The following is a 23,438-nucleotide window of genomic DNA, read 5'->3' on the forward strand; positions in this document are numbered from 1 at the left end:
ATCGAACGCGGGCAGGTTGCGCAAGATTGTTGCGCAACCTTTTTTGCTTAGCGTTCCAGACACATGGCGACACCCATGCCGCCACCGATGCACAATGTGGCCAAGCCCTTCTTGGCGTCGCGGCGCTGCATCTCGAACAAAAGCGTATTCAGGATACGGCACCCAGATGCGCCGATGGGGTGCCCGATAGCGATAGCGCCGCCATTGACGTTCACCTTGTCCACATCCCAGCCCATTTCCTTGTTCACCGCACAGGCTTGCGCAGCAAAGGCTTCGTTCGCCTCGATCAGGTCCAGATCTTCGGGTTTCCAGCCAGCCTTGGCCAGCGCCTTGCGGCTGGCATAGATCGGCCCCACGCCCATGACCGACGGGTCAAGCCCTGCGGTCGCATAGCTGGCAATGCGCGCAATCGGCGTCAGGCCGCGCTTTTCGGCGTCTTCCGCACTCATCAGCATGACGGCGGCGGCACCGTCATTCAGGCCAGACGCATTGGCCGCAGTGACCGAGCCATCCTTGGCGAAAGCAGGGCGCAGTTTCTGCATTGCATCCATCGTCGCACCGTGGCGGATGTATTCGTCCTGATCCACGACAATGTCGCCCTTGCGGGTCTTGACGGTAAAGGCCGCGATTTCATCCACGAATTTACCGGCCTTTTGTGCCGCTTCGGCCTTGTTCTGGCTGGCCACGGCGAACGTGTCCTGTTCTTCGCGGGTGATCTGCCATTTCTCGGCCACGTTCTCGGCGGTCTGGCCCATGTGATAGCCGTTGAACGCATCCCACAGCCCGTCGCGGATCATCGTATCGATCAGCTTCATATCGCCCATTTTCTGACCTGTGCGCATCAGGGCGGCGTGCTGGCTCATCGACATGTTTTCCTGACCACCGGCCAGAACAATCGCGGCGTCACCCAACTGGATATGTTGCGCGCCCAGCGCGACGGCCCGCAGGCCAGAGCCACAAACCTGATTGATCGACCATGCAGCAGCCTCGATCGGCAAGCCTGCGTTGACATGCGCCTGACGGGCCGGGTTTTGACCCTGGCCAGCAGTCAGAACCTGCCCTAAAATGGTTTCTGAAATCTCTCCCTTATCGACGCCCGCACGCTCGACAACGGCCTGAAGCGTGGCGGCGCCCAAATCATGTGCAGGGGTGCTGGCAAACGCGCCTCCGAACGACCCAACGGCAGTGCGCGCCGCGGAAACAATAACTACATTGGTCATAGGATCTCCTCTCTCTATATCCAGATTGTCCAACTCAGACAGAAGCTGTGCTGCGACAGATGACTGCAATCCGACATGTTTGTAACATGATGCAGAAACAGTGCAACGCTGCTGCGTCAAATGCTGGCGCAAACGCGGTGCAGGCCAGCCGAATACGGCCCAGACAGCTGGAATGCAGTGTCTTTGTTCGTGCAAGTGTCACAGTTTGTTTCTGCGAATCCCTGTTGCAGGCATGGACAATCACCCCTCCACCGCGTAAAAAAGGGTAAGAAGGAATGCTATGGAACGACAGTCGGCGAAATATCACCTTGGGCAAATCGTGCGCCACAAAAAGCACCCGTTTCGCGGGGTGATCTTTGATGTCGATCCGGAATTTGCAAATACGGAAGAGTGGTATCACTCGATTCCCGAAGAAGTGCGCCCGCGCAAGGATCAGCCATTTTACCACCTTCTGGCCGAGAATGACGAGAGTTTCTACGTCGCCTATGTGTCCGAGCAGAATCTTGTGCCGGACGAGTCGGGGGAACCTGTCGAACATCCGGATCTGAGTGAGTTATTTGGCGAGTTTCATAACGGCCACTATCCGCTACAGATACAGATGAACTGATCTGCCCGGCCCCGATGGGGCCTGTCAGGCGATCAGCCCGTCGAACAGTAGTTTACCCGCAATTCCGGCCAGCAGCACAAGGATTACCTTGTCGAATGCCTCTCTCGACACGCGCTTGGCCAGCCAGTTGCCAACCGGCATACCCAGCAGCAACGGCCCAAGTGTGACGAAACCCAGAAGTGTCAGTTGCACAGTCATTATGCCCAGCCCCGCCAGTGCGATAATCTGCACCAGCGACATTGCGCAGAAGAAGATCGAAATGGTGGCAATAAAGCGTGGCCGCTCCAGCCGGAGCGCGTTCAGATAGGTGATGGAAACCGGCGCAGAGATACCGCCCGCCCCCTGCAACACCCCCGCGACAAGCCCTGCGGGAGCGGTCAGGCGCTTTTCGGCATCAGCGCCAAGCTGCCATTCAGGGCGCAGCAGGCGAAATGCAATATAACTGAGCACAACAGCGCCCACACCGGCCATCAACAGCGTGGCAGGGGCAACTGCCAGCAACACCGACCCAACCACCGTTCCCAGTGCACCCCAAAGCGCAAGCGTTGTGGCCAGCCCCATACGGCCCAGATGGGCGCGAAACTGCCAGCCTTGCGATATATTGGTCAACAGGTTTGGAATGGTGAACAGCGCCACAGCCGTTGGCACATTGAACAGCATCGCCAGAATGGGCACCCCGATAATAGGGGCGCCTGCCCCTGTGGCCCCTTTCAGGATACCGCCAAGAAACAGCGCCATCCCCGCCAATAGCATATCGGCCATATCCATCTGTCTGCCCTTGTTCTTGCCCGACACGACAGATACGCATGTCGTCGGCAACTGTCCATTCTGGCCACGATACCGGCGGTGCTGGCCGTCTGCTGGTGCGACTTGCCGCCGATCACACCATTGGTCAGTGCCACTCCTCGGCGGCGATCCGCAGTTTTTTGATGCGTGAATACAGGGTTGTCGGCTGTATGCCCAGCAATTGTGCCGCGCCATCGTCGCCCGCCACTTTGCCATTTGTGCGCCGCAGGGCTGCGACCAGATTGTTGCGCTGCGCTGCTGCCATGTCGGCCTCGGACAAAACCGCCACGTCACCCGCGCTGCTTTGGGGTGTTGTCAGCCCCAGATCAATCTGCAATTTGCCACCCGTTGAAATGATGCTGCCGCGATCAATGACATTTTGCAGCTCGCGCACATTTCCCGGCCAGTCATAAGCGATCAGCTTTTCCATGGACAGTTTCGAGATGATGGGCGGCCTGATGTTCAGCCGCTGGCATGACAGTGTCAGGAAATGCGCCGCAAGTGCCGGAAGATCCTCGCGCCGATCCCGCAGCGGCAGGCAGTTGATGGGAAAGACATTCAGGAACATGAGCAGTTCTTCGCGGAACGCGCCCTTGCGCGCCAGCACTTCCAGATTCCGGCGACTCGCAGCGATGACCCGCAGGTCAATGTCGCGCGCACGGGTATCGCCCAGCCGCGTGACACTGTGTTCTTGCAACGCATGCAACAGCCGCCCTTGCAGGTTCAGCGGCAATTCATCCACATCATCCAGAAACAGCGTGCCGTTATGCGCCAGCTCCAGCACCCCCGGCTTGTCACGCAATGCGCCCGGAAAGGCACCACGGATCTGGCCGAACAACTCTGCCTCGATCGCATCTGATGTGACCGCGCTGCACTTGAAATGAATAAGCGAGCGGCGTCGACGCGCGCTGCCTTTGTGTATGGCGGAAGCAACAAGTGCCTTGCCGGTGCCCGCCTCGCCCAAGATCAGGACGGATGCATCGGTGCCCGCCACAAGATCAATCTTGCTCAGAAGCTGCAACACCGCAGGAGAGCGGCCTATGATGTCATGATGCGCGCGCTCGGACGCGATGGTTTCTTGCAGATAGGCGTTTTCTTGCTCCAGCCGTTCGCGCAGGGCCTGCACTTCTTCCATCGCGCTATGCAGTTTGCTTTCGTTTTCCTTGCGCTCGGTTATGTCGCGGAAAATGACCACGGCCCCTGCCAGCACATTCTGGTCATAGATCGGGGTCGAGACATATTCGACGCGGATCGGTTTGCCATCCTTGCGCCAGAACACCTCATCCTCAATGCGGTTCACCTGCTCATAGCGGAACGACTGGTATATCGGGCAATCATGCGCCGGATAGTGCTCGCCATTCAGGTGATGGTGGTGAATCATCGAATGGATATCGCGGCCCAACAGGTCTTCGGCACTCCACCCCAGCATTTCGCGCGCGGCCCGGTTTACGAAGGTTGTCTTGCCATCGGCGTTGACGCCATAAATTCCTTCGCCTGCTGCGTTCAGGATCAACTGGTTCTGGCGTTCCAACTCGCTGAAGAACGCCTGCGCGCGCTGCCATTCCAACAGTCCAAGGCGCTGCACATCGCCGGCCTCGGCGATCTGGTCGTGGCGCGACAACTCATTCAGGTCAATCAGCGTCAGCATCACAAGGGTTTGCGCATGGCCAATGGGCGTGCCGCGCAACTCGCAGCTTAGGGGGTGGCGATTTTTGTCCTGTAGCGGAATATCGCGCCGCCACACACGCCCCCGATGCGCCAACTCATCCAAGAACACCAAAAACCCGCCGAAATTGCCCGCGATATGGGGCGCAAAGCGAAAACCCTCCGCATCGTCCTGCGCCAAAAGCCGTTTTGCAAGCTGGTTTGCCGCCACAACCTGATCTTGTGCCGTATCCAGAACAAGGGCGGCATGTGGGATGGCTTCGAGCAGGGAATCGGGCATGAGGGGGTCATGGGTCATGCGCTACACGATCGCCGAAGTTACCCCTGACTGGCAACACGATATTTCGTAATTTACGATTTATCGTAACTTATTTTCGATGTGCTTTATCCTAAGAAACTGATTTCACTAGTATATTTTATCTGCGGAAAAGTTGGGCAATAGAATTCTTCTGCACCGCAGAATTGGTATCATATTCTAGAACGCTGCCATTCTCAGAAAGGGATACCATGTCAAACAAGAGCCTTGGAAACCCGTTTTCCCACAAGACAGACCTGCGCCACGGTGCGGGCTGCGGCTGTGAAACCTGTTCCAGCGATGCACGCGCCAAAATCGCCGCCCCCATGACCTCAGAGGCGCTGCTGGAGCGCGCGGTTGAAAGCGCAGTTGTGCGGTCGGTCTTCGGTCATAATGATATCAGCCGCCGGTCCATGATGGGTATGTTGGGCGGCGGCGCTTTCGCGGCAGCACTTGCATCCGTCTTTCCGATGGATCAGGCCAAGGCGCTGATACTTGACGAACTCGGCCCCCCGGAAAAGCCTGATCTAAAAGTGGGCTTCGTCGCCATCACCTGCGCGACCCCAATCATCATGGCCGAGCCAATGGGCTTTTATGACCGCTATGGCCTGAATGTCGAAGTCGTCAAAACCGCAGGCTGGGCCGTGGCGCGCGACATGTCGCTGTCAGGCCAGTATGACGCCAGCCATATGCTGACCCCCATGCCGCTGGCGATGACGCTGGGCGCAGGGTCATCGGCGACACCATACATCATGCCCGCTGTTGAGAATATCAACGGTCAGGCGATTGTGCTGTCGAACGAGCATCTGGACAAGCGCGATCCACAGCAATGGAAAGGCATGACCTTTGGCGTGCCGTTTGAATATTCCATGCACAACTTCTTGCTGCGCTATTACGTGGCCGAACACGGGCTGGACCCCGATCAGGACATCCAGATCCGCGTTGTGCCGCCGCCTGAAATGGTCGCCAACCTGCGCGCGGGCAATCTGGACGGCTATCTGTCGCCCGACCCGTTCAACCAGCGCGCCGTGTGGGAAGGGATCGGGTTCATTCACATGCTGACCAAGGATATCTGGGAAGGGCACCCGTGCTGCGCCTTTGCCGCCCCCCGCCGCTTTGCCGTGGAAATGCCCAACACTTATGGCGCGCTTTTGCGGTCGATCATTGATGCGACGCAATACGCCTCGAACCCTGACAATCGCAAGGAAATCTCGGAAACGATTGCGCCTGCAAATTACCTTAATCAGCCTGTGCCAGTGATCGAGCAGGTTCTAACCGGCACCTTTGCCGATGGTCTGGGCAATGTGCAACGCGTGCCGGACCGGATCGATTTCGATCCATTCCCATGGCAGTCGATGGGGGTCTGGATTCTGACGCAAATGAAGCGTTGGGGCTATATCAACGGCGATATCGACTACAAGGCGATTGCCGAGCAGGTCTATCTGGCCTCGGACGCGCGCAAGGTGATGACCGATCTGGGCTATGATGCGCCCGATGTGAATTACAAATCACACACCATCATGGGCAAGACCTTCGATCCCGACCAGCCCGAAGCCTATGTCGACAGCTTTGCGATTCGGCGGGGATAAACTATGCAAAGCCTGTCCATAAACAAACGCGCCGCAATTCTGTCAGTCGTGTTGCTGATTGTCCTTCTTGGCGCATGGGAAATCTCAATCACGCGCCAGGTGTTGGGTGAGGCGCTGACCGAATATGAAATCCTGATGGGGCTGGGGCAGCAACGCTCTGCTATCCCTCCGCCCAGCGATGTGATGGTCAAAGCATGGGAGCAGTTGAGCAACCCCTTCTACGATGCGGGCCCCAACGACAAAGGCATTGGAATCCAGCTTGCCTACTCCATCTCTCGCGTGCTGTCTGGCTTCGGGCTGGCCGTCCTTGTGGCCATTCCACTGGGCTTTCTGATCGGAATGTCGCCCGTGGCCTACAAGGCGCTCAACCCGTTTATTCAGGTTCTGCGCCCGATATCGCCTCTGGCATGGATGCCGCTTGCGCTGTTCATTATTCAGGATGCAAACTCCAGCGCGATCTTTGTCATCTTCATTTGTTCGATCTGGCCGATGCTTCTGAACACCGCCTTTGGTGTGGCAGGGGTGCGCAGTGACTGGGTCAATGTCGCCCGCACCCATGAATTGGGCAGCCTGCGCACCGCGCTGACCGTCATTCTGCCCGCCGCTGCCCCGACAATCCTGACAGGCATGCGCATTTCCATCGGGATTGCATGGCTGGTGATCGTCGCGGCTGAAATGCTCGTCGGGGGTACGGGCATCGGCTATTATGTCTGGAACGAGTGGAACAACCTCGACCTGACATCTGTCATCTTCTCAATCCTCATGATCGGCGTGGTGGGCATGTTGCTGGATGCGTTTTTCGCAACCCTGCAACGCGCTGTCACTTACGCTGAATGAAAGGAGCATTGCGATGAGCAATAACTTCCTGAGTATCGAACGCCTGACCCAAACGTTCCCCGATGGTTCTGGCGGCAAAATGACCGTGTTCGAAAATGCCAGTTTCGGCATTGATAAGGGCGAATTCGTCTGCATCCTTGGCCATTCGGGCTGCGGCAAATCCACTATCATGAATGTGCTGGCGGGCCTGTCGGACCCCAGCTCTGGCGTGGTCAAGATGGACGGGGTTGCCGTGTCGGGGCCAAGTCTGGACCGGGGCGTCGTGTTTCAGAACTACTCGCTGCTGCCGTGGCTGTCGGCGCTGAAGAATGTGACGTTCGGGGTCAAGGCCCGCTACCGCGACTGGTCGCGCGACAAGGTGCTGGAGCATGCAACCAAGTATCTGGCGATGGTCGGGCTGGAAGGCGATGTTATTCACCGCAAGCCCAGCCAGTTGTCGGGCGGGATGCGCCAGCGTGTGTCGATTGCGCGGGCCTTTGCAAACCAGCCGAAACTGCTGCTGCTGGATGAACCCTTCGGGGCGCTGGATGCGCTGACACGCGGCACCATTCAGGAAGAATTGCTGAAAGTCTGGAGCAAGACCGAACAGACCGTGTTCATGATTACCCATGACATTGACGAAGCGATCCTGCTGGCAGACCGCATCCTGCTGATGACAAACGGTCCCTTCGCCCGCGTCGCGGAATCGGTCGAGATCACGATCCCCCGGCCCCGAACCCGCACGGAAATCGTCACGCATCCCAACTACTATGCCATTCGCAACCATCTGGTGCAGTTCCTTGGCAAACGCTCCAAAGAACTGGCGGGCCAGCGCTCCGCAGGCGAAAGCCAAAGCCCGGAGACAGTGCGCATAGATATGACCGAAGGCACGGCAGACCCGGACCCCAAACAAAAGCCCACACATCTGCAAGCCGTAAACGGCTGAAAGCCTGACCAAACCCAAGGAAGGAGACCCGCTATGAAAGACCTGATGACCGCCGCAGAGATGCTGACCAAAGAGGATGTGACCGCCCTGATCCTTGCTGCGAAAAAGCGCAAGGGCATGAAATGGGAAGAGATTGCAGAAAGCATCGGCTTCTCGCCTGTGTTCACGCATTCGGCCTGCATGGGCATGAATTCCTTTCCCGCAGACAAGGCCGCCGCCTTGGTCGCCCTGCTTGACCTGCCTTCTGAGGCCCAAGAGGTGCTGGAGGAGTACCCGACCAAGATCTGGGAACAGGCCGTTCCGACCGATCCCTGCATTTACCGGCTTTATGAAATCGTCGGCGTCTATGGCCCCACGATGAAAGCGCTCATTCAGGAAGAGTTCGGCAATGGCATCATGTCGGCGATTGATTTCGATATGGTCATCAGCCGTGTCCCGCACCCCAAAGGCGACCGGGTCAAGGTCGAGATGACCGGCAAATATCTGGCCTATGCCAATTGGTGATCTGAACAGGTGGCAGGCCGACGCGTCGGCCTGCCACCATACGCGCGACTAGAGCGTCTTGAGGTATTCCAACAGCGCTTGTCGTTGCGCGTCTGTCAGCCTGTCGCTGAATGTATGCCCTGCATTGCCGTAACCGGGCAGTGTTGTGTCATAGATTCTGGCCCGCTCTGGTCCCGACGGGGCAGCGTCCTTGCCGCTCTCCAGCACTTCACTGCGCCAGCCCACCACGTCGGGATCATATTCTTGCGGGGTGACATGGCGCCAGTAGCTTGGGCGCAAACGGCTGTCGAGCACGGCCATAAGATTTGGAACCGACCCGTTATGCAGATAAGGGGCGGCGGCCCAGATTCCGTCCAGCGGGGGCGCGATATACCCTTCGGCAGGGGCCGCGCGCACAGTGCCGCCATGGGGTGACTGCGCGACCCAGTCATAAAACCGGTCCAGACTGCCATCGGTCATGGTCTGCGCATAAAGCGGGTCTGTGCCGATTTCATCCAGCGGCACAACGCGGTTGGGATAGCTGGGCGTTTCGCCATAGGTGCCGTGACAACTGGCGCATTCGGTCATGAACAGCTCTTGCCCCTGCGCGGCCAGTTCAGCATCGACCGGATAAGGGTATTCAGGCGGCGTCAGGTCTTCGAGGAAGGCACGGATATCAGGGGCGTAGCTGTCAATTTCCTGCAACTCGTCCACACTATCCGCACAGAGCAATGACGCAAACAGCATGTATTGCGCATGATCCCCGCGCCCGATCGTGGTGTAGAACATGGCGTTTTTCTTGCCCACCCACCACCAGGGCGGCGTGCGCAGGGGCACCGGTGTGGTTGGCGGCGGGTCGATCAGGGGCGTGTCTGACCAACTCATGTCGCGCGGATCACGATGCGCCATCAAGGCCCAGCTTAGATTCGTGGCCGGGTTCATGCCGATTGTGTTGGTCTGCGTATAAGGGGCAATCCCCTCAATCCGGTCCGCCCAAAGCTGCCAAGCTGCACTCTCGTCCGGCCCCTGCACATAGCGCCCGACCTGCGTAACCAATTGGCGGGGGTCGGCGGTGAAATCTGCGAACGCGTCGCCCATCCCCACGACCACCTCATCGCCAATGCGCCCGGCATGGCACACCAGACAGTTGTTTGAGATCACCTCGACCCCATCATCATTGACATGCGCGGTCAGGAAATAGGGCAGTTCCGCATTGCGCCCGGTTCGTCCGGGCAACAGGGTGGCGGGGTCGGTTTCCGGGGCGACACGGCGATAGGCCGAATAGGGCATCCCGCAACCGACATACGGTTCATTGACCAACGCTGCATAGCCCGCCTCTGGGTCGCCCGCGCGCTGGGGGGTTGCGGCAACCCGGCCTGTAGGCGAGCGGAAGCGATCCGGGTCATCACTGAAGGGAACCGGCAGGCCAGCGCCCACCCATATCGCCGCAACAACACTGGCCGCAACCACCGCAGATGCGGCATAGACAAGGGGTTTACGGCTCATGGCCTGTCTCCTGATAGTTGCAATATGCCCGTGCCCCGCACAGGCTGCCCGTCAAAGCTGCCCTCGGCCTGCACCAGACCAGACCAGAGCGCAGGCGTGAAGCTGTGTTCCCGCGCGTCATTCACGGCGCTGACCTCCAGTGTCAGCACGTCATCAAGCCGGATCGACCATGCAACAGGCCATTGGACATGCGCACCTTGCCACATGCGGGGGAACTCTACCTGCGCCACGTCGCCGCCAAGCGGGCTGATTCCCCCATCGCGATCAATCACGAAAGCATCCACGCTCGGCGTTCCGCGCCCGTCACGGCGCTGCGATACAACTACGGACACATCATGGCCCGTGTCCAGTTGCAAAAGCAACCTGTCCGAGATGACAGGCCCGGCACCGGGCAAGGGCAACTCGCCCCAAGCATGATCGAACCACGCATGACCTGCGACGCTGTCTGCGTTGCCCTGTGTACTGAGCGTGCCAGTGACGCCTAGCCGGGAAAACGCATATCCCTGAAACGGCGTGTCGTCTGCATTCACGCGCAGGGGCGGTTTCTCGGGCGTCAGATCAAGCGCGATGCTGACATCGCCAGCAGTCGCGCGGAACTGCCAGATACCGGTCTGGCTGTCATCCGGAAAGGCAATCGTCCAATTGTCGAAATGCAATTCCTGTGCGGCGTCGTCAAACCCCGCCAAACCAGCAAGGCCCCTGCCAAAGCGTTCCTCGGCGATACTATGCGCCCCGGTGCTGTCGGTGGTGATAAGATGCGCACGATAGAGGTCGCGCAACTCCCAGATAGAGTCCCCCTCGCGGGTATCAGGCGGCACCAACCCGATGCGCGTCAGCGAAAACTGTACGTTGATCTGCGCGCCCTCCGGCCCTGTCAGATGCGCCGACACCTGCCACAGTTCGGACGGCGTGGCAGGGTGGACCGCATGATCTTGGGGGAAAGTAACCGGCAGTGTCGTGGTGGGCCGCTCGAACCCGCCTTGCGCCATATTGGCAACTTCGCCCAGCCAATCAACCTGTGCATTTGTGCTGGCTGACAGCGCGTCTGACTGCTGCGCCCGCTGCACAAGCAACACGCCTGTCACCAGAACCGCTGCCAGTGCGGCAATGCTTGCGGCCAATAGGCGCGGTCGTGACATATGGCTCCCTCTCTCTGGCGCGGTTGGCGTGGCCCGAATATGGCACTGTTCGACCCGCTATTCTGAACCTATCGCATCGCGCAGCCAAACCAACCCCCCAGCCCCGCGCAAAAGTGCCACGCCGCAGATGCGCGCTATCTTCTATGTCACAGGGGGTGTCGTGCAAGACAAGGCTTGACGGCACAGGGGCAAAACCGGCAGACGGCGCGTGGCAGGCAAGGCATTCTGCGGTCACACGCACGCGGGTAGCTGGCGTGTTTTTCAGCCCATATAATTGCGAAGGTCAGGCGACATGCAGTTCGATATCGACGTTTTCATAGACTTTGATCTGACGCAGGGCGATGCGGCATTGCTTATGATCGAAGCTGCGCGCAAAGGCGGCCAGCATATCGTGCACAGCAGGCTGGATATCGAGAATGCGGAACTGCGCAAAATGGGCGCAGAGGGCAGTCTGGATCAGCGCGTCTGGGCGATCACCAAGGACAACCGCCTTCAGGCGCGCTACCGTGCAAGTGTCGAGGTTGACCGCGCAATCACCGCGATTGAGGATTTGCCGACAACACCACTGGATGCCTTGCCGAACGAGGCTTTGGCCTATTTGCGACCATCGCGGTATTGCCCCTCGGACCTGTTCCAGTCGTTTGTGTCGCGCAAATTCCCCGATCTGAACGGGGGGGCGCTGATTCTGGCGATCCGCGACTGGGTACAGGGTGCGCTGGCCTATGTGCCCGGCAGCTCCAACTCGAGCACAAGCGCGATGGAGACATTCATGTCCCGCGAAGGGGTCTGCCGCGACTATGCGCATCTGGTCTGCGCCCTTGCGCGCGCCTCTGGCATTCCGGCGCGCTATGTCTCTGGCTATGGCCCTGATGTAACGCCGCCCGATTTTCATGCTGTCGCAGAAGTGTGGCTGGGCGGGGGCTGGCATCTGGTGGATGCAACGGCGATGAGCACACCTGACACGATGGTCGTCATTGGCGCAGGCCGTGATTGCGCGGACGTCGCCTTTATGGAAACCGGGAACGAAGCGCAGTTTCGCGAGTTAAACATACGCGTTACGCGCCGATAGAAATCCCGATTGCGGAAATTGGCATAAGCCGGACGCGTTACAAGCTGTGCGTGTGGACAATCACATCGCGCAAGCTAATTACTGGATACCAAGACAGTCTGCCGCCAGAGGGCAGTCAGGCTCACCCAGTTTGTCGCCGTTTGCTGCGACCCGGAGCAGGAGCGATTGCCGGATAATGATGCCCAATCTCTCAGAAGAACCTCTGTATCTTGCATTCAGCCCACGCGATTGGGCGGCGCCATATTTCACCGTCACCTTGCAACACAGGAGAACGCACAGATGAGCCAGTTTGACATTTCACGCAGGCATTTGATGGCCATGGGCCTTGGCGGCATCGGGGCCACTGCATTTGGGGCACGTGGCCTGCTGGCCCAGCAAAGTCAGGTTGCCTTGCAACTGTCATGGCTGCATTCCGTCCAATTCGCAGGCAGTTACATCGCCGATGAGCGCGGGTTCTGGGCGGATCGCGGCCTGTCCGTGCGGCTGGATGCAGGCGGCCCGAATGCACCAGTGGAACCGCCCGTTGTGACCGGAACAGCGCTTGTGGGCATCTCTGCTGCCGATTACACAGCCGCCGCTGTTCAACAGGGCGCGCCTTTCCGCATTATCGGGGTGGCGATGCAAAATAACCCCTTCGCCATCGCTTCGCTGCCCGACAACCCCGTGAACACGCCCAAAGACCTGGAGGGCAAGCGCATCGGTATGCCCTTGGCCAATATGCCGGTGCTGCGCACGCTGGCTACGCTGAACGATGTCGATATTGACGCGATAGAAGTGATCCCGACCCAATATGACGCAGCCCCCCTTGTCGCAGGCGAGGTGGATTGCCTGTTGTGCTGGTCGACCGATCTGCCGGTTGCGATGTTTGTGCGCGACATTGACAGCGTAACCATGCTGATGGCAGATTTCGGCTATACGCTGCATTCGCAGACCTATATCGCCACCGAAGACAGCATTGCCAACCGCCGGGACGAGCTGGTCGCGCTGATGGCGGGCGAGGTTGCGGGCTGGAACGCCTATCGGGACGATCTGGATGCCGCAACCGACCTGACCCTTGCGCGCTTTCCCGATGCAGGGCTGGACCGGCCCACGCAGATCGAACAGGCCCGCCGTCAGGTGCCGCTGATGTTCTCTGATCTGACCGATGCCGAAGGGTTTGGCTGGTTCACCGAGGACACTGTCGCCCGCAATATCGAGACATTGGCCCTGCTGGACATGCCGGTCGAGCCTGCCTTGTGGGACCGCTCCATCCTTGAAGAGGTTCACGGCTAGGTCGGCCATGGAACACACTGGCCCAGATATCCGCTGCGCGGACGTCGCTAAAACCTTTGGCGGCGGCACAACCTCGCTGGAAGCGGTGGCGCCGCTTACACTGGATTTTGCCGCCGGGCAGATGACCGCACTGGTCGGGCCGTCGGGCTGTGGCAAATCAACCCTGCTGCGCATGATCGCAGGGCTGGAGGTGCCGAGCGCGGGCCAAATCACTTTGGGCGGGCAGTCGCCGCAAGACATGCAGCGGCAGGGCGCACTGGCGATGGCGTTTCAGGATGCCTCGCTTCTGCCGTGGCGGTCGGTGCGCGGGAATATCGCCTTGGCGCGCAAACTCGCACGCATGTCGCCCGATGCGGCTGCGGTCGAAGACATGATCGCACGCGTTGGCCTGTCGGGGTTCGAGGATGCGCGGCCCGCTGAATTGTCCGGCGGTATGCGCCAGCGCGTGGCCATCGCGCGATGCCTGATCACGCAACCACGTGTGTTGCTGCTGGATGAACCCTTTGGCGCAGTGGATGAATTGACCCGCACGCGCCTTAATCTGGAACTGCCGCCCCTGTGGCAAGCCAGCGGCACCACGGCGCTGATGGTCACGCATTCGGTGCGCGAAGCCGTTGCATTGGCAGACCGCGTGCTGGTCTTTTCCAGCCGCCCCGCGCGGGTTGTGGGGGATATCATGATCCCGCCAGAGGCGCGCGGCGACAAGGCCCGCCAACTGGCCCTGACCGAGCAGGTGAATGCCGCCCTTGCCCAAGGTTGGGCAGATGACAGCGCGCAGGCGCACCCTTGGGCCGCGCAATGATTTCCGCGCGGCACCCGCCCGTTGCACTGGAACCTGCGTTGCGCCACGGCATTGGCGTGCTGTTCGTTCTGGCGCTGTGGCAGGCGGCGGCGATGGGGCTGGCAGGGCGCTATATGCTGGCCGGACCGGTGGAGGTTGTGCAGCATATCCTGACGCATCATGCGCTGCTGGGCCGCGCGCTGTGGGTCACGGTGCAGAACGCCGCATGGGGGTTTGTCGCGGGCAATCTGGCAGCCATCGGCTTGGCGCTGATCGTAGCACTGGTGCCACAAGCCCGCATGCTGGTTGCAGCGCTGGCGCTGGTGGTGTTCTGCCTGCCCTTGGTGGCGACAGGGCCAATTCTGCGCGTACTTTACGGGCCGGGGCCGGGCCCGCAGATCACACTGGCCGCATTGGCGGTCTATTACACCACATTCATTCCACTGCTGGTGGGGCTGCGCGCGGCCCCTGCAAGCTGGTTCGACCTGATCCGCCTCTATGGACGCGGGGCATGGACCGTGTTTGTGCAGGTGCGGGTCATGGCATCGCTGCCCTACCTGCTGGCAGGGTTGCAGATCGCGGCGCCGGCGGCCTTCTTGGCGCAATGGTGGGCGAGTTTACGGGGGCTGAACGCGGCATGGGCGTGCTGGCCCTCCGCGCCATGCGCGGGCTGGATGTAGAGGCAACTTGGGCCATCGCCCTGATCGCGGCGGCAGTGTCGATGCTGGCTTATGGCGTGATCGGCTGGGTGGCACAGACCAACGCAGGCGCGCGCCCCGAAATACTGATGGCCCCGCCCCCTGCCCCGGCGCGCGGCAGCACCCTGACACGCGGGATGAAAACCCTCGCCCTTGTGGCGATTACCGCCGCGCTGGTCATCGGGGTCTGGTGGACCTTGATGGAGGTATTCTCTCTCAGTCGCTTCTTTGCCAAGCGTCCGGATGATGTCTGGCGCTATCTGATCACCGCCCCCAATGCCGGTGCAAACCGCGCTGTGCTATGGGCCGCAACTTCCGCAAGTCTGGAACAGGTTATACCGGGCTATCTGGCCGGGTTGGCGCTTGGGGCTGCAACGGCACTGCTGCTGACGCTTGCGCCAGCACTTGCAGGCGGGGTTCTGCCCTTGGCGATTGCGCTGCGCTCGGTCCCCATCGTTACCACTGCCCCGCTTATTGTTCTGGCACTGGGGCGCGGGGCGGCGGGGTCCATCACGATTGTCGCCGTAATGACATTCTTCCCCGCCTTGGTGGCCTGCCTGCAAGGGTTACGCCAAGCACCGGGGCAAGTGTTGGATGTGATGCGCCTGTATGCCACCAACCCGCTTGCGCGCCTGTGGCACGCGCAGATTCCAGCCATGTTGCCTGCGTTCTTCGCCGCCGCACGCCTGTCGGTGCCAGCCGCCATTCTTGCCGTCACAGTGGCCGAATGGCTGGCAACGGGGCGGGGCTTGGGCGCACTGATGGCGCTGACGGCCTCGACCTCGGATTACAACTTGCTGTGGTCGGCGATTGTGGTGGTCACGCTGGGGGCCTGCATCGGCTATGGGCTGGTCAGCATGGTCGAGCGTGCCGTGCTTGCCCGCGTCGCCCCGGAACAATTGCGCAGCTAAAGGACCAGATTTTATGCGACCAGAGGCCGCTTTCGCCATTCCCGGCGACATCCAGACCCGCACAGGCGGATATATCTATGAACGCCGTATGCTTGAAAGCCTGCGGGACTTGGGCCAACCCACGCGCCATGTGGAACTGATGACCTCATGGCCGCATCCCACAGCGCAAGCCACGCGCGATCTGGTGGAAAAACTGGCCGCCCTGCCCCAAGGCATGCCGCTTATCCTTGACGGGCTGGTCTTTGGCGCGATGGATACCGAAATGCTCAGCAGTCTGAACCTGCCTGTCATCGCCATGCTGCATCATCCTTTGGGGTTGGAAGCAGGGCTGGCCCCCGACCGCGCCGCCGAATTGATCGCGCGCGAAGCGGCCAACCTGCGCCATGCCGCGCATGTGGTCGTGCCTTCGCCCCATACGCGCGACATATTGGTGCAGCAATTTGGCGTACGGGCCGCCGATATCTCAATCGCGCTGCCGGGGTTTGACCGCCCCGCCTTGCGCGCAGTGCCCAAGGCCGCCCCGCCGCTGATCCTGTCTGTGGGCATCATTTGCGAGCGCAAGGGGCATGATGTGCTGCTGGATGCCCTCGCGCAGATCAAACATCTGGACTGGCAGGCCGCGATTGTCGGCATGGTGCATGACGCAGAGGTGCAAGACAGGCTGTTGCACCAGCGCGCGCGCCTTGGGCTGGAAGGGCGCGTGCGCTTCACCGGCGAGATTGGCCCCGATGCGCTGGATGTGCTTTTTCACGAAGCCAGCCTGTTTGCGCTGGCCACGCGGTATGAAGGCTATGGCATGGTTCTGAGCGAGGCGCAGCTTTACGGCTTGCCGATCCTGTCTTGTGCTGTCGGGGCGGTTCCGCAGACCGTGCCACCCGGCAGCGGCATTTTGGTGCCCCCCGATGATGCAGGGGCTTTCGCCAATGCGCTGGCCAATTTGCTCGAAGACGAACCACTGCGCCAATCGTATGCCTCGAAAAGCGCCGCGCTTGGTGCGCAACTGCCCAAATGGCAGGATGCAGCGCGCATCATGCAGGCAGCATTGCAGCATGTGCAGCCAAAATAGTGTCGGGCGGCCAAGGCTTGCCCTTGTTCCTGCCCACTCTGCCGCTATCGTGTGCGGTGACCAACATTCGGGGGAACAGGTTTTGCAGGCTTTCGGCACATCTCAGGGGGGAACCCGCCACGAAGATATCCGCTTTCTGACTGGCAAGGGCCAGTATCTGGCCGATATCCTGCCCGAAGGCGCATTGCATGCAGTGTTTGTGCGTGCACCCGTGGCCCACGCCCGCATCACCACGCTAGAGGTCAGCGCCGCGCGCGACATGCCCGGTGTGCGCGCGGTCTGGACCGCCAAAGACCTGCAAGACGCGGGGGTGAACGGGTCAGTACTGGGCGCAACCTTGGCCGACAGGCGCGGGGGCAAGGGGGCCGCACCGAAACGGCCCATACTGGCCGAAGACACAATGCGCCATGTGGGCGAGCCTGTCGCACTGGTGCTGGCCGACACACACGCCCAAGCGCAGGACGCCGCCGAGGCTGTCGAGCTGGATTTCGAGGATCTGCCTGTCACACTGGCCCTGACGCCCGGCGGCCCAACCCTGCACCCGGAGGCACCCGACAATGTGGCCCTTGATTGGGAATTGGGCGATGAGGCGGCGACTAATGCAGTTTTTGAACGCGCCGCGCATGTCACAACGCTGAGTGTGCGCCAGAACCGCGTCACTGCCGCCAGTCTGGAACCCCGCGCGGCGCTTGCACAGTGGGACGGCACGCGGCTGCATTTCGCCTTTAACGGCCAAGGCGTGTGGACGATGAAACGCGAATTGGCCAAGCTGCTGTCGCTCGACCCCGAACAGGTGCATGTGTCCACGCCCGATGTCGGCGGCGGTTTCGGCATGAAGGTGATGGTCTATCCAGAGCATGTGGCACTTGCTGCCGCAGCGCGTGCCTTGGGCTGTGCTGCGGCTTGGGTGGCGGATCGGGGCGAATCCATCGCCTCGGACAATGGCGCGCGCGATCTGACCAGCACCGCCGAAATGGCCTTTGACGCCGAGAACCGCATCATCGGCTACCGCGTGCGTTCGCAGTTCAATCTGGGGGCGTATAATTCGCAATTCGGTCAGAACATTCAGACAGCGCTGTTTTCCAAGGTGTTTACCGGCGTCTATGATATTCCGGCGGCGCATTTGCAGGTGCAGGGCATGTACACCAACACCACACCTGTCGACGCCTATCGTGGCGCAGGCCGGCCAGAGGCGATAACCCTGCTCGAGCGCACGATGGACATGGCCGCGCGCGAATTGGGTCTTTCGCCCTTCGCATTGCGTGCGCAGAATTTTATTCCCGCTGACAGCTTTCCCTACAAAACGCCAGCAGGCGAAACCTATGATGTCGGCGATTTCAGCCGTCTGCTGAGCCGCGCGCAGGACTTGGGCGATGTCAAAGGCTTTGCCGCCCGCAAGGCAGAAAGTGCGGCACGCGGGTTCCTGCGCGGGCTGGGTCTGAGTTATTATATCGAGGCAATCTTGGGCGACGATACCGAGGGCGCTGCGGTGGAGTTCATGCCTGACGGGCGGGTCAAACTGTATGTCGGCACGCAATCGAACGGGCAAGGACATGAAACGGTCTATGCGCGCTATCTGTCCGGGCTGACCGGGCTGGACGAGGCGCTGATTGATATTGTCCAAGGCGACAGCGACCTGATTGCCAAAGGGGGCGGCACAGGCGGGTCACGTTCCGTCACAGTTCAGACAACGGCAACCCACGGCATGGTCGTGCAGATGATCGCTGCTTTTGCCGAGTTTCTGGAAGCGGAAATCGGTTCAGGGCCTGTCGAGTTTGAAGATGGTATCTTCTCGGCCCCCGGATCAAACCAGCGCCTGACCCTGAGCGAAGCCGTAGCCCTGGCCCGTACGCGCGGCGCAGAAGGCCTTTTGCGCCATGAGCGGCGGGTCAAGTTGCAAGGGCGCTCCTATCCCAACGGCGCGCATCTGTGCGAGGTCGAGATTGACCCCGAAACCGGCGCGCTGCGGCTGGACCGTTTTCTGGCGGTCGATGATTTCGGCAACCTGATGAACCCGGCGCTGGCACAGGGGCAAGTGCATGGCGGTGTAGCCCAAGGGTACGGGCAGGCCGTGCTGGAAGAAGTTATCTTTGACGCACAGGGCCAGTTGCAAAGCGGCAGTTTCATGGATTACGCCATGCCGCGTGCTGCCGATTTCCCCATGATCGACTTTGAAAGTGTACCTGTCCCCTCACTCAATAACCCAATCGGCATGAAGGGCTGTGGCGAAGCGGGCACCGTGGGCGCACTGGCCGCACTGTCAAATGCAGCGCTGGATGCGCTGTGGGACAATGGGGTTCGGCATGTCGATATGCCCCTGACCCCGCAGCGCATTTGGTCATGGCTCCATGCCCAAAGCGGCTAAACCCGCGCCCTTGCCCCTAACACCCCACATTCAGGCACATAAATGCTGCCAGATACACCTAGATCAAAGCCCCTGACCGGGCTTTGATCTGGGGTGCAGAGAGCGGGAAAAGCAGGATTCTGCCGAGGCGAAAACCCTGGCCGGAACTAATCGTTTCGCCAACGCTTTCACCATTGCAGCTGCAAACAACCTTCGTTCACACCAAGGAGACTGAACCATGAAAAAGCAAATCGCACTTGCCGCAAGCGTCTTCGCTCTGGCCGCTGCACCAGCACTGGCCGACACGCATGACCACGACGCGGCAGAGCATGACTTTCCGGTAGAGATGGAAGCCTTCATGGACGCCTATCCAGAAGTCACGCCTGAAACCTACTTCCTGATCGACACCGATGGTGATGGTGAGGTTTCAGAAGAAGAGTATGAGGCGGCCGTGGATGCTGGTCTGATCACCAGCGCCGAACCAATGGACGCCGACTGACCGCGGACAGGTTTCGTACCATCAAACGCAACGGCGGTGCATTCTGTGCCGCCGTTCGCATCCGAGAGGTGACAACAGCGCATCACCCCTGCGCGATACCATCGCGCCAGACAGACACCACAGTCAGATCGCGCGCCAGAACCACAAAATCCGCCCGCGCGCCCGCAGATATGCGCCCGCGATCCACCGCGCCAATCAAATCAGCCGGAATGCGCGTGGCCATGGCCAGCGCACGCGCCAACGGAACCCCCAGCCCGACCAGATACGCCACCGATTGCGGCAGTGACACATCTGCGCCCGCAAGCGTGCCATCCTCCAGCGTCAGACGACCTTTCGCGCGCAAGACCTGCCGCCCGTCCAGCATAAATGCCTGCTGCGATGTGCCCGCAACGGCCATCGCGTCACTGACCAGAAACACCCCGTCAGGTGCTTTCATTGCCAGCGCCACCTGCAAGCTTTCGGGCGCGACATGCACACCATCTGCGATAATCCCGGCGGACAAGCCAGCGGTCAGGGCCGCGCCCACCAGCCCCGGCGCGCGCGCCTGCAATCCGCCCATCGCGTTGAACAGATGCGTGACGCAACGCGCTCCCGCCTCATAGGCGCGGTGCGCATCCTGCGCGCTGCATCCGCTATGGCCCAGACTGACGATAATGCCCGCGCGCGCAAGCTGACCAATCTGATCTAACGTCACAGCTTCGGGTGCAAGCGTGACCATCAGCGCAGGCAGGTCTTGCGCAGCGCGCAGCAATTCGCGCAGGTCCGCGTCCGCCATTGGGCGGATCAGGCGTGCGTCATGCGCCCCTTTGCGCGCGGGGTCCAGATGCGGCCCTTCCAGATGCAATCCGGCAAAACCCGGCACATTGTCGCGCGCGGCGGCAATTCCGGCGGCAAGCACCTGCCCGGTCACATCCGGGCGATTGGTTATCAGCGTTGGCATTATCGCGCTGGCCCCAAGGGCTGCATGGGCCGCGCATATGCGGCGCACCTGTGCTACATCGGTGGCCGCGCCGATCATGGCACCGCCGCCGCCATTGACCTGCACATCCACCATACCGGGCGAGAGGATCACATCACCCAGATCCTGCACCGCTACGCCCTGCGGCACTGCGGCGGCATCGGGCCAGAATGCCACTATCCGGCCTGTCGCATCCAGCCCGACACAGGCGCGCGCATGAAGCTGGTGGCCATCAAACACCTGTGCGGCTGTCAGAACGCTGAGCATTGTCTCTCCCTGCCGCTTAAGGGCGAAGCTTGCGTTTTGCTGCGCGACATCATGGTTTCATGCTTTCAAACTTTTGACGCGCAATCCACAGCGCACCGTCCAACGCCGTTCCCGCCGGATCGGCGCGGCGCAGCAGCCCGCCGCCCTGAAATATCATGCGCTCCAACAAAACCGGGCCCAGCCCCCCAGTTGCAGCAACCGGCAGATCAGCATACCCCTGCTGTAACTGCCGGATCGCGCTGCGGAAATAGGCGCAAGCCGCATCCAGAATGGCACCTGCAATAGGACAATGCGCTTGCGCCTGTTCCAGCACAAGCGGTGCCAGCGTGGCAAAATCGGCAGGGCGGGCATCGGCGGCGAAGCGGATGATCGCGCCCACTGCGCCGAAACGCGCCCATAGCAGACGTGTCAAAGGCCCAGACTCGGCCAGCCCGTCCTGCGCCAGCAAACAGCACCGCAGCGCCGCGCGCCCGATCCATGCGCCGCTGCCATCATCCCCCAGCACCAGACCATGCCCGCCGACGCGCACTATGCCCTCCGCTGTCTGGCGCGCCAGAACTGATCCGGTTCCCACAGCCATGACAATGCCATTGCCCTCTGGGAACGCTCCTTTGGCGGCAATGTCGATATCGCCCAGCACAGTCACATTCCGATAGGGCAAACGGGCCGCGATCTGCGGTTGCGCGCCTGCTTCGGTCGCTCCGGCCAGTCCCAGAACGAAGACAGGCCTTGGCACACAGTCGCCCCCGGCCAGCGCAAGTGCCTGCATATGGCACCGCTCCAGCAGGGCTGCGATTTCCCCCAAGGCGGCATCAGGATTGGTGAAAACATTGGCAGGCCCGCCGCAAAGCACTGCGCCGCGTCGCCCGTCCGCCAGTTCTGCCTGTGCACGGCAGCCGGTCCCGCCACCATCCAGCCCGATGAAAATCTGCATCTTACCCCCTGTCGGAGAGTCATGCCGAAAATGCCCGCGATGAAAAGCGGTTTTTACGCCGCGCAGGCATTGCAACGGTTGCCGCACCCTCACGGGCTTGCCATGATCCCACAGACGCCACATACCCATAGGGCGCGGGCACCCGGCCCCGAACTCCGACCAGAGGCATAGACCAATGACCGAATTTGCCGACCCCAGATACCGCCTGCTGGACAGTTGGGACAGCCAGACCGCCCTTGCCGCAATCTGGGAAAGCCAGCTTGCCGCGCTGGCCTGTATACAGCCCGCCCTGCCCGTTCTGGCCGAAGTGGTCGAAGCCGCGCTGCCCGGCCTGCGCGGGGGCGGGCGGCTGGTCTATGCGGGGGCGGGCACCTCGATCCGTATTGCGGTGCAGGATGGCACCGAACTTGGCCCGACCTTCAACTGGCCAGAGGCCCGCACCCTGTATCTGATTGCAGGCGGCACAACCGCGCTGATGGTGGGCGTAGAGGGGGCCGAAGACAATGTGCAAGACGCCCGCGCACAGGTCAATGCAGCGGCGCTGACGCGCCACGATGTGGTGATCGGCCTTGCCGCCAGCGGGCGCACGCCCTTTACCGTGGCCGCGCTGGAGGCGGCGAAAGCGACAGGCGCTTTGACTGTGGGCATTGCCTGCAACCCCGATACCGCGTTGCTGCAAGCCGCCCGCTACGGGGTCTTGCTAGAGACAGGCGCGGAAGTTGTCGCAGGCTCGACCCGGATGAAGGCGGGCACGGTGCAAAAAGTAGTGCTCAACATGCTGTCCACACAGATCATGGTGCGCCTTGGGCATGTGCATGACGGGCTGATGGTCGATATGCGCCCGCAAAACCAAAAATTGCGCGCCCGTGCCTGTGACATGGTCGCGCGCATCGCAGATGTGGCGCACATGCAGGCCGAAGACGCACTGACCCGCACCGATTGGCGGATCAAACCCGCCGTTCTGGTGGCGCGCGGAGCCACGCCAGAGCAGGCCATGGCCGCGCTGGAAGATACAGGGGGCATTTTGCGCCATGCCCTGTCCCGCATCGCCCCCTGACCAGCGTCCCAACACAACGGGGCTGTCCAGTTTCGGCGCAGTGCCGCGATTAGCGGTTTTCAGCTTGAGCGCGAGGGGTTAAGCTGAGCGCTCAGACAGTGCCGGGGAAAAACAGCGTGAACAAATCCATTCTTGACCGTCTGGAAGCACAGGGTCTGCGCATGACCGATCAGCGCCGCACCATTGCCCGCGTGATCGAGACATCCGATGACCACCCCGATGTCGAGGAGCTACACGCCCGCGCCAATGCACTGGATGCACGGATTTCATTGGCGACTGTGTATCGCACTGTGAAATTGCTGGAGGAAACCGGCATTCTGGACCGGCTGGAATTTGGCGACGGGCGCGCGCGATTCGAGGACAGCGAGCGCGCCCATCACGACCATCTGATCGACATGGACACAGGCGATGTGATCGAGTTCTGCGACCCGGAGATCGAGGCTTTGCAAGAAAAAATCGCACGCCGCCTCGGCTACCGGCTGGAAGGGCACCGGCTGGAATTGCTGGGGCGCAAGCTGAAGCAATAAAGG

The 23,438-nt window shown here is 61.0% G+C and carries 22 protein-coding genes; 15 read left to right on the forward strand and 7 right to left on the reverse strand.

Annotated elements, in window-relative coordinates; all coding sequences use genetic code 11:
* Positions 1 to 47: 47 nt before the first annotated feature.
* A complete protein-coding gene (locus BD293_RS16055) occupies positions 48 to 1,220 on the reverse strand; it encodes an acetyl-CoA C-acetyltransferase (protein ID WP_142083465.1) in 1,173 nt (390 codons plus the stop codon).
* Positions 1,221 to 1,500: 280 nt separating this feature from the next.
* Between BD293_RS16055 and hspQ the strand changes: the two genes are divergently transcribed.
* A complete protein-coding gene (gene hspQ / locus BD293_RS16060) occupies positions 1,501 to 1,827 on the forward strand; it encodes a heat shock protein HspQ (protein WP_142083467.1) in 327 nt (108 codons plus the stop codon).
* A 24-nt stretch (positions 1,828 to 1,851) separates the two neighbouring features.
* Here hspQ and BD293_RS16065 read toward each other — a convergent pair whose 3' ends face one another.
* Both BD293_RS16065 and BD293_RS16070 read right to left on the reverse strand, forming a co-directional pair.
* Positions 1,852 to 2,646 carry a sulfite exporter TauE/SafE family protein gene (locus BD293_RS16065; RefSeq protein WP_246086329.1) on the reverse strand — a complete coding sequence of 265 codons (795 nt, stop codon included), beginning with the start codon at positions 2,644 to 2,646 and terminating at the stop codon, positions 1,852 to 1,854.
* Positions 2,647 to 2,719: 73 nt separating this feature from the next.
* Positions 2,720 to 4,576 carry a sigma 54-interacting transcriptional regulator gene (locus BD293_RS16070; RefSeq protein ID WP_142083469.1) on the reverse strand — a complete coding sequence of 619 codons (1,857 nt, stop codon included), beginning with the start codon at positions 4,574 to 4,576 and terminating at the stop codon, positions 2,720 to 2,722.
* 209 nt (positions 4,577 to 4,785) lie between these two features.
* Here BD293_RS16070 and BD293_RS16075 point away from each other — a divergent pair, with 209 nt between their 5' ends.
* The 4 genes from BD293_RS16075 to cynS are packed head-to-tail and all read left to right on the forward strand — an operon-like array spanning position 4,786 to position 8,428.
* The gene (locus BD293_RS16075) at positions 4,786 to 6,162 is read left to right on the forward strand and encodes a CmpA/NrtA family ABC transporter substrate-binding protein (protein ID WP_142083471.1); all 1,377 of its coding nucleotides are present in this window, start codon (positions 4,786 to 4,788) and stop codon (positions 6,160 to 6,162) included.
* Positions 6,163 to 6,165: 3 nt separating this feature from the next.
* Entirely contained in the window at positions 6,166 to 6,999 is an 834-nt protein-coding gene (ntrB, locus tag BD293_RS16080; protein ID WP_142083473.1) for a nitrate ABC transporter permease, read from the forward strand.
* A gap of 13 nt (positions 7,000 to 7,012) precedes the next feature.
* A complete protein-coding gene (locus BD293_RS16085) occupies positions 7,013 to 7,924 on the forward strand; it encodes an ABC transporter ATP-binding protein (protein ID WP_142083475.1) in 912 nt (303 codons plus the stop codon).
* 33 nt (positions 7,925 to 7,957) lie between these two features.
* The gene (gene cynS, locus BD293_RS16090; RefSeq protein WP_142083477.1) at positions 7,958 to 8,428 is read left to right on the forward strand and encodes a cyanase; all 471 of its coding nucleotides are present in this window, start codon (positions 7,958 to 7,960) and stop codon (positions 8,426 to 8,428) included.
* 48 nt (positions 8,429 to 8,476) lie between these two features.
* On the opposite strand, the gene BD293_RS16095 is transcribed toward cynS, so the two are convergent.
* Complete coding sequence (locus tag BD293_RS16095; RefSeq protein ID WP_142083480.1) at positions 8,477 to 9,913, reverse strand: c-type cytochrome; 1,437 nt, start codon at positions 9,911 to 9,913, stop codon at positions 8,477 to 8,479.
* Positions 9,910 to 11,052, reverse strand: coding sequence for a lipocalin-like domain-containing protein (locus BD293_RS16100; RefSeq protein ID WP_142083483.1), 1,143 nt, complete (start codon positions 11,050 to 11,052; stop codon positions 9,910 to 9,912). The genes BD293_RS16095 and BD293_RS16100 overlap by 4 nt, the downstream gene beginning before the upstream one ends.
* A gap of 292 nt (positions 11,053 to 11,344) precedes the next feature.
* On the opposite strand from BD293_RS16100, the gene BD293_RS16105 reads away from it, so the two are divergent.
* The 8 genes from BD293_RS16105 to BD293_RS16135 all read left to right on the forward strand — a co-directional run bounded on the left by BD293_RS16105 (position 11,345) and on the right by BD293_RS16135 (position 19,692).
* Positions 11,345 to 12,121: a transglutaminase-like domain-containing protein gene (locus tag BD293_RS16105; protein WP_142083485.1), complete on the forward strand. Its 777-nt coding sequence runs from the start codon at positions 11,345 to 11,347 to the stop codon at positions 12,119 to 12,121.
* A gap of 279 nt (positions 12,122 to 12,400) precedes the next feature.
* Entirely contained in the window at positions 12,401 to 13,393 is a 993-nt protein-coding gene (locus BD293_RS16110; RefSeq protein WP_211841048.1) for an ABC transporter substrate-binding protein, read from the forward strand.
* A 7-nt stretch (positions 13,394 to 13,400) separates the two neighbouring features.
* Positions 13,401 to 14,195, forward strand: a complete 795-nt coding sequence (locus tag BD293_RS16115) for an ABC transporter ATP-binding protein (RefSeq protein WP_142083487.1) — start codon at positions 13,401 to 13,403, stop codon at positions 14,193 to 14,195.
* The gene (locus BD293_RS23445) at positions 14,192 to 14,854 is read left to right on the forward strand and encodes an ABC transporter permease (protein WP_342781405.1); all 663 of its coding nucleotides are present in this window, start codon (positions 14,192 to 14,194) and stop codon (positions 14,852 to 14,854) included. Before BD293_RS16115 ends, BD293_RS23445 begins: the two co-directional genes overlap by 4 nt.
* A complete protein-coding gene (locus BD293_RS23450; RefSeq protein WP_342781406.1) occupies positions 14,812 to 15,783 on the forward strand; it encodes an ABC transporter permease in 972 nt (323 codons plus the stop codon). Before BD293_RS23445 ends, BD293_RS23450 begins: the two co-directional genes overlap by 43 nt.
* A 13-nt stretch (positions 15,784 to 15,796) precedes the next feature.
* Entirely contained in the window at positions 15,797 to 16,849 is a 1,053-nt protein-coding gene (locus BD293_RS16125; RefSeq protein WP_142083489.1) for a glycosyltransferase family 4 protein, read from the forward strand.
* Positions 16,850 to 16,931: 82 nt separating this feature from the next.
* Positions 16,932 to 19,214, forward strand: coding sequence for a xanthine dehydrogenase family protein molybdopterin-binding subunit (locus tag BD293_RS16130; RefSeq protein ID WP_211841079.1), 2,283 nt, complete (start codon positions 16,932 to 16,934; stop codon positions 19,212 to 19,214).
* A 217-nt stretch (positions 19,215 to 19,431) separates the two neighbouring features.
* Positions 19,432 to 19,692, forward strand: a complete 261-nt coding sequence (locus tag BD293_RS16135) for an EF-hand domain-containing protein (RefSeq protein ID WP_142083495.1) — start codon at positions 19,432 to 19,434, stop codon at positions 19,690 to 19,692.
* 82 nt (positions 19,693 to 19,774) lie between these two features.
* On the opposite strand, the gene nagA is transcribed toward BD293_RS16135, so the two are convergent.
* Both nagA and BD293_RS16145 read right to left on the reverse strand, forming a co-directional pair.
* Complete coding sequence (gene nagA / locus BD293_RS16140; RefSeq protein WP_142083497.1) at positions 19,775 to 20,917, reverse strand: N-acetylglucosamine-6-phosphate deacetylase; 1,143 nt, start codon at positions 20,915 to 20,917, stop codon at positions 19,775 to 19,777.
* Between the two features lie 49 nt (positions 20,918 to 20,966).
* Positions 20,967 to 21,851 carry a glucosamine kinase nucleotide-binding domain-containing protein gene (locus tag BD293_RS16145; protein ID WP_170207167.1) on the reverse strand — a complete coding sequence of 295 codons (885 nt, stop codon included), beginning with the start codon at positions 21,849 to 21,851 and terminating at the stop codon, positions 20,967 to 20,969.
* A 175-nt stretch (positions 21,852 to 22,026) separates the two neighbouring features.
* Between BD293_RS16145 and BD293_RS16150 the strand changes: the two genes are divergently transcribed.
* Complete coding sequence (locus BD293_RS16150; RefSeq protein WP_142083502.1) at positions 22,027 to 22,908, forward strand: N-acetylmuramic acid 6-phosphate etherase; 882 nt, start codon at positions 22,027 to 22,029, stop codon at positions 22,906 to 22,908.
* Positions 22,909 to 23,069: 161 nt separating this feature from the next.
* A complete protein-coding gene (locus BD293_RS16155; RefSeq protein ID WP_425467948.1) occupies positions 23,070 to 23,435 on the forward strand; it encodes a Fur family transcriptional regulator in 366 nt (121 codons plus the stop codon).
* Positions 23,436 to 23,438 lie beyond the last annotated feature (3 nt).

It is taken from the genome of Roseinatronobacter monicus, assembly GCF_006716865.1.
Taxonomy (GTDB): domain Bacteria; phylum Pseudomonadota; class Alphaproteobacteria; order Rhodobacterales; family Rhodobacteraceae; genus Roseinatronobacter; species Roseinatronobacter monicus.

What these genes read in the sequence shown, in the direction of transcription:
- BD293_RS16055 (WP_142083465.1), bottom strand. Translation starts at nt 1,220, where the DNA reads ATGACCAATGTAGTTATTGTTTCCGCGGCGCGCACTGCCGTTGGGTCG.
- hspQ (WP_142083467.1), top strand. Translation starts at nt 1,501, where the DNA reads ATGGAACGACAGTCGGCGAAATATCACCTTGGGCAAATCGTGCGCCAC.
- BD293_RS16070 (WP_142083469.1), bottom strand. Translation starts at nt 4,576, where the DNA reads ATGACCCATGACCCCCTCATGCCCGATTCCCTGCTCGAAGCCATCCCA.
- BD293_RS16075 (WP_142083471.1), top strand. Translation starts at nt 4,786, where the DNA reads ATGTCAAACAAGAGCCTTGGAAACCCGTTTTCCCACAAGACAGACCTG.
- ntrB (WP_142083473.1), top strand. Translation starts at nt 6,166, where the DNA reads ATGCAAAGCCTGTCCATAAACAAACGCGCCGCAATTCTGTCAGTCGTG.
- BD293_RS16085 (WP_142083475.1), top strand. Translation starts at nt 7,013, where the DNA reads ATGAGCAATAACTTCCTGAGTATCGAACGCCTGACCCAAACGTTCCCC.
- cynS (WP_142083477.1), top strand. Translation starts at nt 7,958, where the DNA reads ATGAAAGACCTGATGACCGCCGCAGAGATGCTGACCAAAGAGGATGTG.
- BD293_RS16095 (WP_142083480.1), bottom strand. Translation starts at nt 9,913, where the DNA reads ATGAGCCGTAAACCCCTTGTCTATGCCGCATCTGCGGTGGTTGCGGCC.
- BD293_RS16100 (WP_142083483.1), bottom strand. Translation starts at nt 11,052, where the DNA reads ATGTCACGACCGCGCCTATTGGCCGCAAGCATTGCCGCACTGGCAGCG.
- BD293_RS16105 (WP_142083485.1), top strand. Translation starts at nt 11,345, where the DNA reads ATGCAGTTCGATATCGACGTTTTCATAGACTTTGATCTGACGCAGGGC.
- BD293_RS16110 (WP_211841048.1), top strand. Translation starts at nt 12,401, where the DNA reads ATGAGCCAGTTTGACATTTCACGCAGGCATTTGATGGCCATGGGCCTT.
- BD293_RS16115 (WP_142083487.1), top strand. Translation starts at nt 13,401, where the DNA reads ATGGAACACACTGGCCCAGATATCCGCTGCGCGGACGTCGCTAAAACC.
- BD293_RS23445 (WP_342781405.1), top strand. Translation starts at nt 14,192, where the DNA reads ATGATTTCCGCGCGGCACCCGCCCGTTGCACTGGAACCTGCGTTGCGC.
- BD293_RS23450 (WP_342781406.1), top strand. Translation starts at nt 14,812, where the DNA reads ATGGGCGTGCTGGCCCTCCGCGCCATGCGCGGGCTGGATGTAGAGGCA.
- BD293_RS16125 (WP_142083489.1), top strand. Translation starts at nt 15,797, where the DNA reads ATGCGACCAGAGGCCGCTTTCGCCATTCCCGGCGACATCCAGACCCGC.
- BD293_RS16135 (WP_142083495.1), top strand. Translation starts at nt 19,432, where the DNA reads ATGAAAAAGCAAATCGCACTTGCCGCAAGCGTCTTCGCTCTGGCCGCT.
- nagA (WP_142083497.1), bottom strand. Translation starts at nt 20,917, where the DNA reads ATGCTCAGCGTTCTGACAGCCGCACAGGTGTTTGATGGCCACCAGCTT.
- BD293_RS16145 (WP_170207167.1), bottom strand. Translation starts at nt 21,851, where the DNA reads ATGCAGATTTTCATCGGGCTGGATGGTGGCGGGACCGGCTGCCGTGCA.
- BD293_RS16150 (WP_142083502.1), top strand. Translation starts at nt 22,027, where the DNA reads ATGACCGAATTTGCCGACCCCAGATACCGCCTGCTGGACAGTTGGGAC.
- BD293_RS16155 (WP_425467948.1), top strand. Translation starts at nt 23,070, where the DNA reads ATGACCGATCAGCGCCGCACCATTGCCCGCGTGATCGAGACATCCGAT.